Raw genomic sequence first — 11940 nt, 5'->3', positions numbered from 1 at the left:
AATCGTCAACGATCCGAGGCACAGATGTCAGGCTACGAAGGTATCGGGCGCATCGCCGACCCCCAAACCCGCACCCGCACGATTGAAGGCCTGACGCGCCTTCGGCAGGCGCTTTCCACCGAAATCCCCACCCGGACGGCCACGGATACGCTGTTGCTGGCCACCTGGAACATTCGCGAGTTCGACTCCGGCAAGTTTGGCTATCGTTCGGACGAGGCTTACTACTACATCGCGGAGGTCCTGAGCCGTTTCGATCTCATTGCGATTCAGGAAGTCCGCGACGGGCTTTATCCGCTGCAGCGCATTCGCGACTTGCTGGGACCCGCCTGGTGGGACTACCTGGTGACGGACGTCACGCTCGGTGTGTCAGGCAATGCCGAACGCATGGCGTATCTCTACGATCGACGCAAAGTGCGTTTCACGGGGCTGGCGGCGGAGCTTGTACTGCCCAGGCCGAACGGTGCAAAGGCGGAGCCGGTGCAATTGGCCCGCTCTCCCTACCTGGCGGGGTTCCAGGCCGGCTGGGCCTTCCTCACGCTCGCAACCGTCCATATCTACTACGGCACCGGCACGGCGGCGGACCCACGCCGGCTGGCCGAAATCACCGCGCTGAGCCAAACCATCGCCAAGGCGGCAGGCAAGCTGTCTGCGGCGCCTCAGCCGGGGCCGGGCATTCGGCCCGAGCCTGGCAACCTGATCATGCTTGGCGACTTCAACATCTTCAATCGCCGCGACGTGACGATGCAGGCGATTACCGATGCCGGATTCGTCATCCCCGAGGCGCTCCAGTCGGTACCGGGTTCGAATGTGGACGGGAGCCGCCACTACGACCAGATCGCGTACTTGCAGCAGCTCTCCCATATGCAGCCGACCGGGCGCGCGGGGGTGTTCGATATCTACGAACACGTCTACCGGCTTGCCGATGCCGCGGACTACGCCCGTGAGCGGCAGGCGCGTCCCGGCCAAAGTTTCAAGGACTGGCGCACCTACCGGATGAGCGATCACCTGCCGATGTGGCTCGAGTTCCGGATCGACGACGCGGACGCGTTCCTGGCTGGTCTGGCATCTTGATCTCATAGCCTGATCTCAGAGCCTGATCGCACGGCCTGGCGAATTCCGGTCTATGCTCACGCCAGCGGGGCCAGGGGCCCCGCATGAAGGCAAGACACGTTTCCATGCAAGGAGTCACGATGGCCCTCTCGATGTACGACGTATCGATACCCGTATTCATCCGCGCGCTGACAAACCTGTCCGCGATTCTCGAAAAAGGCGCTGCGCACGCAACGGCGCAGGGCATGGACGCCGCCGAGCTGATTCAAACGCGCCTGATCGCCGATATGGATCCGCTGGCGGCGCAGGTGCAGCGCGCGAGCGATTCGGCCAAGGGCTGTGCGGCGCGCCTGGCCGGTATCGACATTCCGTCCTTCCCGGACAATGAAACGACGTTTCCCGAGCTGCAGGAGCGGATCGCCAAGACCATCGGCTATCTGAAGACGATCCAGCCTGCGCAGCTTGAAGGCAGCGACGCGCGCCCGGTCGAACTCAAGCTGCGCAACGGACCGATTACGTTCGACGGCAAGAGCTACCTGCTTGGTTTTGCGCTGCCGAACTTCTTCTTCCACGTGACCACCGCCTACGACATCCTGCGCCACAAGGGTGTGCAGATCGGCAAGATGGACTTCATTGGCGCGCCGCCGCGCTGAAGCGTCAGGCCAGCAGGTCGAACTCCCTATTCCGAAAGACGCGGCCGCCACGCATCACGAAGTCCACCTGAGTGGTGACCGAAATATCGGTGGTTGGGTCGCCGGGCATGGCAACGATGTCCGCCTGGCGGCCGACCTCCAGCACGCCCAGGTCGGGACGCTGGAGCAGGTCCGCCGCCACGCTGGTGGCAGACCGCAACGCGCGCGCGGCAGACATGCCCGCTGCAACCATCGCCTGGAATTCGAGAACGCCATGCGAGAACGGGAACATGCCGCAGTCTGTCCCAAAGGCGATGTTGGCACGGCTGGCGGTCATCCGCCGTTGCGCGGTCTCGATTTCTTCCATGTCGCGCGCGAACTTCCACACGGCCTGTGGCGGAAGCTCACCGGCCTGCAGCATGTCCTTGTCTTCGCGCGTGAGCTGCATGGTCGGCACAAGGAACGCGCCCGATGATTCGGCCATGGCGATGCCCTCGTCGTCGATCAGGTAGCAGTGCTCAAGACTGCGGACTCCCGCACGCAGGGCCTGCTTGCAGCCTTCGGCGGCGCCAGTGTGGACCGCCACGGGAATGCCCAGTTGCCGTGCGGTCTCGGTCACGGCGTGCATTTCGTCCTCGAACCATGTGACGCGCGCGGGGTCGTCGCCAAAGCTCATGTAGCCGCCGGTGTTCATCGCCTTGATCCAGTCCGCGCCGTGCGCCTGTTGGCTGCGCACCAGTTCGCGGATCTGCTCCGGCGAGTCGGCCGTCTTGGAAAGTCCCCGGTGGCAACGGCACGGAAAGGCGGCCTGCATGTCGGCGTGGCCGCCGGAGGCGCTGATCATATGCGGGGCCACGATCAGGCGAGGGCCCTGGAGCACGCCGGCATTGATCGCGTTGCGCAGGTCCAGGCCGGGCCATTCCGGATCGAAAGTGCCCAGGTCGCGCAGCGTCGTGAAGCCGTAGCGCATGTAGCTGCGCGCCAGATGCAGGCCGTGCAGCGCCTTGAATGCGCTTGACTGGAGAATCTGCAGCTTCAGGTTCATCCCGTCGAGGAACAGGTGCACGTGCGTGTCGATGAAACCTGGTGAAACGGTGCGGTCGGACAAGTCGATCACGCGTGCATTGCGTGGTCGACCGACAGACGGGCCGATCGCCGCAATCGCGTCATGTTCGATCAGGATTTCGGCCGGGCCCAGCAATGTGTCGCCGAGGCCGTTGAACAGGTTGCCGCAAACAAGGACTGTGGATTCAGGCATGGGAACTGGCTCCTTGGAAATTGTCGGGTTGTGATCAGGGGCGCGGCGCCAGGGTCAGGCGGACTGGCGTTCCTTGGTTCGAGGAATTGTCAGCATGATCGCTACAGCTGCGACGGCGATCATGCACAGGTTGAACATCAGCGCGAGGGTGGCCGCTTCGCGGATCGGGACTAGCGTCTGGTCGCCCTGGAAGTCGATCAGCCCGTCGAGCCAGGGCCCGCCTCCCGTGTCGGCCCGGACAGCGGTAAAGATGGCGGCGGAGATGGCGACACCGAACGCGCCGCCCAGCGACGACGCCATCTTGTAGATGCCGGCTCCGGAGCCGGCCTGGTTCTCCGGCAGGGCCGACAGCGCCGCGTCCGTGGACGGTGTGGCATAGAACGCCAGCCCGATCCCCTGCAGTGCGAAGCCGATGCACGCCAGCAGCTTGTAATCGGCCAGTGTCGTGTGTGTCATCGACAGCAGCACCACCGACATGCCTGTGATCAGGCAGCCCCACAGCATGGGCTTGCGCGCGCCAAATCGTTGCAGCAGCTTCTCGCCGACGCGGATAAAGGCAATGATCGTGACAGCGAACCCGATGGTCAGCATGCCGGCCTGCTGCACGGTCAGGTTGCCGCCGATCTGCACCAGCTGCATGACGACGATCAGCGTGCCCGCCACGCCGTTGAGCATGAAGTTTGAGATGGTTGCGCCGGTATAGGACCGGTTGCGGAACAACGCGAAATCGATCAGTGCGTCGGAGGTACGTGCTTCGTGACGCAGGAACAGTACGCCGAAGACCAGTGCGATGGCGATCAGTACAAGGACGGGAGCACTGCTCCAGCCGAGCCGCGCGCCTTGCGTCACAACCACCTGGAGGCAGATCATCGCGATCATGAACGCGAAGATGCCGAACCCGTCGATCTTCGCGTCCCGCATGTTCCGTGCCCGGCTTTCGGGTGTGCCGCGAATCATCAGCAGACCGGCAATGGACACCGCCACGGACACAAGGAAGATGGCCCGCCAGCCGAGGTTCTGCGCGACCAGTCCGCCGAACAGCGCGCAGAGTCCGGAGCCGCCCCAGGAGCCGATCGACCAGATGCTGATGGCTCGTTGGCGCGCTGGGCCGGTCCAGTAGGTCTTGATCAATGCCAGGCTGGCCGGCATGATGCATGCCGCCGACAGGCCCTGCAACGCGCGGCCAAGGATCAGGCAAGCCGCGGAAAGGGACCCCGGCGGTGCGAACCCCACCAGCAACGATCCGGCGATGCTCAGGCAGAGGCCAAGCTGGAGAACCCTGAGGCGGCCAATCCGATCCGCGACGCCGCCCATGAAGACGATGAAGATCCCCGAAAACAGCGCGGTGATTGCCACGGCGATGTTCATCGTCGTGGCGGGCAGGCCAAGGTCCGTGCCCATGTCCGGCGCGATGTTCAGCGTGGTCTGTGCGAACAGCCAGAATGTGATGACGCCAAGCACGATGCCGAACAGCAGCCGGTCATTACCCTGGAAGGCGGGTTCCCCGGCTGCGGCTTCCCCGGTTGCTTCGGGGCCGCCTGGTGCTGGAGGTGGAGGCGGCTGATGCGGTTGCGCCGCGGTGCGATCTCGGTGTGCCACAGTCGTGTCCTATTTTCGCAGAGCAACCGGAGAGGTCGCCGCACTGGTTCGTCTTGTCGATGCATCGAAATGCAGCGCACAACGTAGCAGTCATGTGGAGAAGACATGTTGCGCAAAGGCAGGAATGCAGGCTGCGGGCCTTCGGCGCGCATTGATGCATGGCAACTGGCGTGACATGGCATTCGGTCCGATCGGCGGCGCCTCGCCGGCAGGGCGTTTGTGCCGGGTCCACGACACGACCGTCCACACGATGCGTGCCAGTGGATTTGGCGCGGTTTACTATGTGAACTGGCAGTTGCAGGTATCGCTCGCCGGGTTTCCTGGTTGCCTGATGGGACGGGTCAGCACTTGCTTAGCGAAAACCCTAGGTTCTTGATACAATCGCCGGTTGCCCATCCATCGGCTTTTGCCTAATTTTTAAGCAGATACCGGACATTCAAGACTCAATCGCATGACTTACGCCGTCAAGGAAATCTTCTATACGCTGCAGGGCGAAGGCGCCAACGCCGGCCGCGCCGCGGTGTTCTGCCGCTTCTCGGGTTGCAACCTGTGGACCGGCCGCGAGGAAGATCGCGCGCGGGCGGTTTGCCAGTTCTGCGACACGGACTTTGTCGGGACCGATGGTACGCTGGGCGGCAAGTACAAGACTGCCGAGGAACTGGCGGCGGTGGTGGCTGCCGAATGGCCGCAGGTTGCGGGCGGCAAACCGCTGGTGGTCTGCACCGGCGGCGAGCCGTTGCTTCAGCTGGACACCCCGCTGATCGACGCGCTGCACGCGCAGGGATTCGAGATCGCCATCGAAACCAATGGGACGTTGCCCGTACCCGATGGGATCGACTGGGTTTGCGTGAGCCCGAAGATGGGTTCGGAACTGGTGGTGAAGAAGGGCGACGAACTCAAGGTCGTGATTCCGCAGGACGGTCAGGACTTCGCGGCATACGAGCAACTGGATTTTCGCTATTTCATGGTGCAGGCCATGGATGGCCCGCTGGCGCGACAGAATACGGCCGCGGCGGTGGAGTTCTGCCAGCGCCATCCGCGCTGGCGCCTCTCGCTGCAGACTCACAAGCTGCTGGGCATTCGCTGACACATGAGCAAACAAGTTTCCATTACGCGCCGCCTCGAATTCGATGCCGGCCACCGCATTCCCAGCCATGGCGGCCAGTGCCGCAATATCCATGGCCATCGCTATCGCCTGGACCTGACGCTTTCGGGCGAGGTCCTGCATCAGGAAGGCGCGCCCGACGACGGCATGATCCTGGACTTCGGTGATATCAAGTCGCTCGCCAACGAGCACCTTGTGTCGAAGTGGGATCACGCGTTCCTGATCTATCGCGGCGATACCGCATTGCTGAACTTCCTGCAGTCGATGGACAACCACAAAACCGTGGTGATCGACAGCATCCCGACCGTGGAGAACCTCGCTCAGGTGGCCTTCGACATCCTGGCGCCGATTTTCAAGGACTGCTTTGGTCATCATCTGCAACTGACCAGGCTGGTGCTGTTCGAAACGCCGAACTGCTGGGCCGAAGTCAGCGCACCGCTCAGCAGCAGCCTGCCGGCGCAGGACTGAGCGTTCCATGTCAGGCGCGCCCGTATTTGCCGACGCCGCCGCGCGCGACCGCTTCTACATGACCGCCGCGCTGGAAGAGGCGCGGCTGGCCGAAGCGGCCGGCGAGGTGCCGGTGGGCGCCGTCGTGGTCTGGGACGACAAGATCATCGCGCGCGGCCATAACCTGCCGATCCGCTCGGTCGATCCGTCCGCGCATGCGGAAATGCAGGCGCTGCGCGCCGCGGCCAAGGTGCTCGGCAACTACCGCATGCCCGAGTGCGAGATCTACGTGACGCTGGAGCCGTGCGCGATGTGCAGCGGCGCGATCCTTCATGCGCGTCTGCGCCACGTGGTATTCGGCGCGGCCGACCCCAAGACTGGCGCGGCCGGCAGTGTTGTCGACCTGTTCGCGCAGGCCACGCTCAATCACCAGACCACGCTTGCGCGTGGCGTGATGGCCGAGGAATGCGGCCAGTTGCTGCGCGATTTCTTTGGCGCGCGGCGTCGGGCGCAGAAGGCGGCAAGAGCCTTGCAGGTCTCGCCAGCGGAGGCCGATTCGGGGAAAATTCAGGCTTCCGACCCGACATCCGAAACATGAGCCAGTCCATTGAAGTCCGCCTGATTGCCTCGTCCGGCTATCCCCACGACGTTGCCGTTGCCGCACGCGGCTGTGCCTGGCTCAAGCACCACGGCTACCACGTCAACAACCCCGATGTGCTCGCGCGCCGCTACCTGCGCTTTGGCGGTACCGACGAAGAACGTCTGGCCGACCTGCATGCGATCGGCACCGGCACGGCGCGCGAACTGACGCTCGCTGTGCGCGGCGGTTACGGCCTGGCGCGTCTGCTCGACCGGATCGACTTCGCGCGCATCGCCGCGCAGGCGAAGACGAGCGGTACGCCGATTGTCGGCCATAGCGATTTCACGGCGTTCCAGCTTGCCTACCTGGCGCTTGCGGGCGGAGTGTCGTTCGCCGGCCCGATGCTGTTGGCCGATTTTGGCGAGGAGCGCGTGGACCCCTACATGTGGCGGCATTTCGAAGGCATCCTGCACGATCCGGCCTACACGGTCGAAGTCGAGTCGCCCCAGTTGACCGCGCCGATCACCGTGGAGGGCACGCTGTGGGGCGGCAACCTTGCCATGCTGTGCACGCTGCCTGGCACGCCGTATATGCCGAAGGTGGATGGCGGCATCCTGTTCCTCGAGGACATCAACGAGCCGCCTTACCGTGTGGAGCGCATGCTGCTGCAACTGCTGCATGCCGGCGTACTGGCCAGGCAGCAGGCCATCGTGCTCGGCGATTTCTCGAACTACCGCACCACCGACTACGACAACGGCTACAACATGGACGCCGTGTTCGACTACGTGCGCGAGCAACTGCGCATTCCGGTGCTCACGGGCCTGCCGTTTGGCCACTGCACGCGCAAGCTGACGCTGCCGGTGGGCGGCAACGCGCGCCTGACCGCACATGCCGACGGGTTCACGCTGGCCATGTCCGGCTATCCCACGCTTTAACCACGCTTTGACCACGCTTTGACCACGCCTTAACCACGCTTCAAGCTGCAACCGGGCCGGCATCAGGCCGGCACCCGGCCAGCACCGGGCTGGCTGGCGGCTTACCAGATACACCCGCGAGTGGTAAAATTGCGGGTTATTTCCCCATTTCGCTGCGCCGGGCGCTGATGCCGGCTGCCAGCAGCCATACCAGGGTGCCCAAGCGGCACACCGACATCCAGACAAGGTTCCAGACGTGCTTTCTACCGCAAACATCACCATGCAGTTCGGCCCCAAGCCGTTGTTCGAGAATATCTCGGTCAAGTTCGGCGAGGGCAACCGCTACGGCCTGATCGGCGCGAACGGCTGCGGCAAGTCCACGTTCATGAAGATCCTGGGCAGCGATCTGGAGCAGTCGGCGGGCACGGTGATGCTGGAGCCGGGTATTCGCCTGGGCAAGCTGCGTCAGGACCAGTTTGCCTATGAAGACAACCGCGTGCTCGACGTGGTGATGATGGGCCATACGGAAATGTGGGCCGCCGCCAGCGAGCGCGACGCGATCTACGCGAACCCCGAGGCCACCGACGAAGACTACATGAAGGCCGCCGAGCTGGAGGCCAAGTATGCCGAGTACGACGGCTACACGGCCGAAGCGCGTGCCGGCGAACTGCTGCTGGGCGTGGGCATCCCGACGGACCAGCACCAGGGCCCGATGAGCGAGATCGCCCCGGGCTGGAAGCTGCGCGTGCTGCTGGCGCAGGCGCTGTTCTCGAATCCGGACGTGCTGCTGCTCGACGAACCGACCAACAACCTCGACATCAATACGATCCGCTGGCTGGAAGACGTGCTCAACGAGCGCAATTCCACCATGATCATCATTTCCCACGACCGTCACTTCCTGAACTCCGTGTGCACGCACATGGCGGACATGGACTACGGCACGCTGAAGGTCTATCCGGGCAACTACGACGACTACATGCAGGCGTCGATGCAGGCCCGTGAGCGCCAGGTGGCCGCCAACGCGCGCGCCAAGGAACGCATCACCGAACTGCAGGACTTCGTGCGCCGCTTCTCGGCCAACAAGTCCAAGGCCCGCCAGGCCACCTCGCGCCTGAAGCAGATCGACAAGATCAAGGTCGAGGACATCAAGCCGTCGTCGCGCCAGAACCCGTTCGTCCGCTTCGAGTTCGAGAAGAAGCTGCACAACCTGGCCGTGGAAGTGGAGAGCATCACCAAGACCTACGACCGCAAGATCATCAACAACCTGTCGATGGCGGTCCAGGCCGGCGAGCGCGTGGCCATCATCGGCGAAAACGGCGCGGGCAAGACCACGCTGCTGCGCAGCCTGCTGAACAGCGTCGTGGAGACCGGCGTGCAACGTGGCGTGGAAGTGGACCGCGGCACGGTCAAGTGGGCCGAGAACGCCAACGTCGGCTACATGCCGCAGGACACGTACGAAGAATTCCCGAATGACGTCAATGTGATGGACTGGATGAGCCAGTGGACGCAGGCCGGCGACGACGACCAGTCGCTGCGTGGCACGCTGGGTCGTCTGCTGTTCTCGGCCGACGACATCAAGAAGAACGTCAAGGTGCTGTCCGGCGGCGAGAAGGGCCGCATGATCTGGGGCAAGCTGATGCTGGGCCGCCACAACGTGCTGGCGATGGACGAGCCGACCAACCACATGGACATGGAGTCGATCGAATCGTTGCAGATCGCGCTGGACAAGTTCCCCGGCACGCTGATCTTCGTCTCGCATGACCGCGAACTGATCAACGGCCTGGCCACGCGCGTGATCGAAGTCCGCGCCGACGGCTCGATCACGGACTACCTCGGCACGTACGACGAGTACCTGCAATCGCAGGGTATCGAGGCGTAAGGTCTCGACTCCTGGTCGTACTTCCCCCTTTCACCCGTATGTGATGTGAAAGGGGGGCAATTTCACACTCCCGCCTTCACATTCGGCTCACCGTCCCTTCACCGGACATGTCGACACTGGCAGCTCCATCTCACCGGGGGCTTGCACATGAGACGTCGTCGACCAGCCGACATCGCCGCCTTTCTTCGTCGCGTCCGCCAACTTCTGCGCGTGGCCGAACCAGCCCGCAATGGCGGATAATGCGCTTCATTCCTGCCGATGCAGCGCCCGAATGAAACAGCCATCCATTCTTGTGGTCGAGGACGAGTCCGCCATTGCGGATACGATCCTGTATGCCCTGCGTACGGACGGCATGCAGGCCGAACATTGCATGCTGGGCGGCGAGGCGCTGGCAAGGTTGCGGGCGCAACAGCCGGATCTTGTCGTGCTCGACGTGGGCCTGCCCGACATCAACGGCTTCGAAGTCTGCCGGACACTGCGGACGTTCACCGATGTGCCCGTGATCTTCCTTACGGCCCGCCACGAGGAAATAGACCGGATTGTCGGCCTGGAGATTGGCGCCGATGACTATGTGGTCAAGCCGTTTTCCCCCAGGGAACTGGCGGCGCGGGTGCGCGTGATTCTGCGTCGGGTACGTCGATCCGAGCCCGTCGTGGTCATGACAGCGCAAGCGGCCGAGCGGATGGATGGCTTCCACCATGATCCTGAGGGTGCGCGGGTGGCGTATCGGGGCCAGTGGCTGGACCTGACACGCTACGAATACCGGCTGCTGGCGCTGCTGGTGCAGCACCCGGGGCGAATCTATGCCCGTGCGCAACTGATGGACCTGGTATGGCAGGACGCGCTCGATACAGTCGACCGGACCGTCGACACCCACGTGAAGACCCTTCGCGCGAAACTACGCGAGGTGGACCCGGCGGGCGACCCGATTCGCACGCATCGCGGCATGGGGTATTCGTTGGAAGTCTGACCGTCCATGCACATCGGCCTGCGTATCTTTTTCGGTTTCTTTCTGGTGGTCGGCCTGGCCGCATTCCTGACGCTGCGCGTGTTCGTCCAGGAGGTCAAGCCAGGGGTGCGTCAGGCAATGGAAGACACGCTGGTTGATACCGCACACGTATTGGCCGTGCTGGCAGCGGACGACCTGAAGAACGGTCACATCGCGGATGGAGGGTTTGCACACCGCCTGGCGCAACTCCGGGAGCGACCCATCGATGCCAGCGTGTGGGGCATGCACAAGGATGCGGTCGGCTATCGCATCTACATCACGGACGATCATGGCATCGTCCGCTTCGATACGCTGGGCGCTGCGGTTGGTCAGGACTATTCCCGCTGGAACGACGTCTATCTGACGCTGCAGGGCAAGTACGGTGCGCGCAGTACGCGCTCGGTTCCCGACGACGAGAACAGTACGGTGATGTACGTGGCGGCCCCAATCCGCGATGGCGAGCGGATTATCGGGGTGCTGACCGTGGCCAAGCCAAACCAGACCGTGGCGCCATTCATCGCGCGTAGCCAGGGGATCATCCTGACCTACGGCCTGCTGCTGATCGGTGGCGCGGCGGTGATTGGCGTGGCCTGTACGCTCTGGCTGGTGTTCGGCTTGCGCAAGCTGCAGCGCTATGCGCGGGCAGTGGCCGCTGGCGAGCGTGCCGAGATGCCGCTGCGGGGCGCTAGCGAGCTGGCCGAACTTGGCCGCGCCGTGGAGACCATGCGCCTGCGTCTGGAAGACAAACAGTATGTGGAGCATTACATCCACACCCTTACGCACGAGATGAAGAGCCCTCTCGCGGCCATTGGCGGCGCAGCGGAGTTGCTGCAGGAAGACATGCCCGCTTCGGATCGCCAGCGTTTTGTCGGCAACATCCGTAGCCAGGCGCAGCGGCTCGATCTGTTGATTCGCAGACTGTTGACGCTGGCGGAAGTCGAGCAGCGCCAGCACCTGGAAAATCGTGAGTCCGTGACGCTGGCGAATGAGATCGGGCAGATTCTGCAGTCGCTGGAACCCAGGGCGCGCCGGCGCGCTGTGCAGCTGCGTTGGCAACCGCCGGCCGAGAGCCTGGTGGTGACGGGTGACGTGTTCCTGCTGCGTCAGGCAATCATCAATTTGCTGGACAATGCGCTTGATTTCGCGCCTGCGGGCACGGCAATCGATGTGGCGGTTGAGCTGTCGCCACAGCAGGACCAGGCTGTGGTCAGGATCGACGATCGTGGTCCAGGCATCCCCGACTATGCGATGCCTCGGCTGTTCGAGAGGTTTTATTCGCTGCCACGCCCTGACGGACGTGATCGCGGCACTGGCCTTGGCTTGTGCCTGGTTCGGGAAGTGGCATTGCTGCACCAGGGTACGGTCACCATGACCAATCGCGAGGGCGGCGGCGCGCGCGCGGAACTGGTCCTGCCCGCCGCGACCTGAGTGCTGCCAGCGCGCGGTAAGGCGACGCTAAGGGCTCTTCCTGATCTCTTCACGTCCACC

General features: G+C 63.7%; 11 protein-coding genes. 9 read left to right on the top strand and 2 right to left on the bottom strand.

The window, feature by feature from the left end; genetic code table 11:
• Nucleotides 1–24 precede the first annotated feature (24 nt).
• Nucleotides 25–1071: an endonuclease/exonuclease/phosphatase family protein gene (locus B552_RS0102510; RefSeq protein WP_019447419.1), complete on the top strand. Its 1047-nt coding sequence runs from the start codon at nucleotides 25–27 to the stop codon at nucleotides 1069–1071.
• Nucleotides 1072–1190: 119 nt separating this feature from the next.
• Nucleotides 1191–1703 carry a DUF1993 domain-containing protein gene (locus B552_RS0102505; RefSeq protein ID WP_019447418.1) on the top strand — a complete coding sequence of 171 codons (513 nt, stop codon included), beginning with the start codon at nucleotides 1191–1193 and terminating at the stop codon, nucleotides 1701–1703.
• Nucleotides 1704–1707: 4 nt separating this feature from the next.
• On the opposite strand, the gene B552_RS0102500 is transcribed toward B552_RS0102505, so the two are convergent.
• Together B552_RS0102500 and B552_RS0102495 are read right to left on the bottom strand one after the other, a co-directional pair.
• A complete protein-coding gene (locus B552_RS0102500) occupies nucleotides 1708–2940 on the bottom strand; it encodes an amidohydrolase family protein (protein WP_019447417.1) in 1233 nt (410 codons plus the stop codon).
• 54 nt (nucleotides 2941–2994) lie between these two features.
• Complete coding sequence (locus tag B552_RS0102495) at nucleotides 2995–4539, bottom strand: MFS transporter (RefSeq protein ID WP_019447416.1); 1545 nt, start codon at nucleotides 4537–4539, stop codon at nucleotides 2995–2997.
• Nucleotides 4540–4990: 451 nt separating this feature from the next.
• Between B552_RS0102495 and queE the strand changes: the two genes are divergently transcribed.
• The 7 genes from queE (at nucleotide 4991) to creC (ending at nucleotide 11880) form a co-directional block, all read left to right on the top strand.
• Nucleotides 4991–5626: a 7-carboxy-7-deazaguanine synthase gene (queE, locus tag B552_RS0102490; protein WP_019447415.1), complete on the top strand. Its 636-nt coding sequence runs from the start codon at nucleotides 4991–4993 to the stop codon at nucleotides 5624–5626.
• A 3-nt stretch (nucleotides 5627–5629) separates the two neighbouring features.
• On the top strand, nucleotides 5630–6112 hold the full coding sequence (locus B552_RS0102485; RefSeq protein WP_019447414.1) for a 6-carboxytetrahydropterin synthase: 483 nt from the start codon (nucleotides 5630–5632) through the stop codon (nucleotides 6110–6112).
• Between the two features lie 7 nt (nucleotides 6113–6119).
• Nucleotides 6120–6689 (top strand): tRNA adenosine(34) deaminase TadA, encoded by a 570-nt coding sequence (tadA, locus tag B552_RS0102480; RefSeq protein ID WP_019447413.1) that lies wholly within the window; start codon nucleotides 6120–6122, stop codon nucleotides 6687–6689.
• Nucleotides 6686–7606, top strand: a complete 921-nt coding sequence (gene ldcA / locus B552_RS0102475) for a muramoyltetrapeptide carboxypeptidase (protein ID WP_019447412.1) — start codon at nucleotides 6686–6688, stop codon at nucleotides 7604–7606. Before tadA ends, ldcA begins: the two co-directional genes overlap by 4 nt.
• 235 nt (nucleotides 7607–7841) lie before the next feature.
• Nucleotides 7842–9464, top strand: coding sequence for an ABC-F family ATPase (locus B552_RS0102465; RefSeq protein WP_026035243.1), 1623 nt, complete (start codon nucleotides 7842–7844; stop codon nucleotides 9462–9464).
• A gap of 271 nt (nucleotides 9465–9735) precedes the next feature.
• Nucleotides 9736–10434, top strand: coding sequence for a two-component system response regulator CreB (gene creB / locus B552_RS0102460; protein ID WP_019447410.1), 699 nt, complete (start codon nucleotides 9736–9738; stop codon nucleotides 10432–10434).
• Nucleotides 10435–10440: 6 nt separating this feature from the next.
• Nucleotides 10441–11880, top strand: a complete 1440-nt coding sequence (gene creC, locus B552_RS0102455) for a two-component system sensor histidine kinase CreC (protein WP_019447409.1) — start codon at nucleotides 10441–10443, stop codon at nucleotides 11878–11880.
• Nucleotides 11881–11940 lie beyond the last annotated feature (60 nt).

This window comes from Cupriavidus sp. BIS7 (assembly GCF_000292345.1).
Lineage (GTDB): Bacteria > Pseudomonadota > Gammaproteobacteria > Burkholderiales > Burkholderiaceae > Cupriavidus.
The sequence above is the reverse complement of the archived record's forward strand: the minus strand, read 5'-3'. Positions and strand labels throughout refer to the sequence as shown.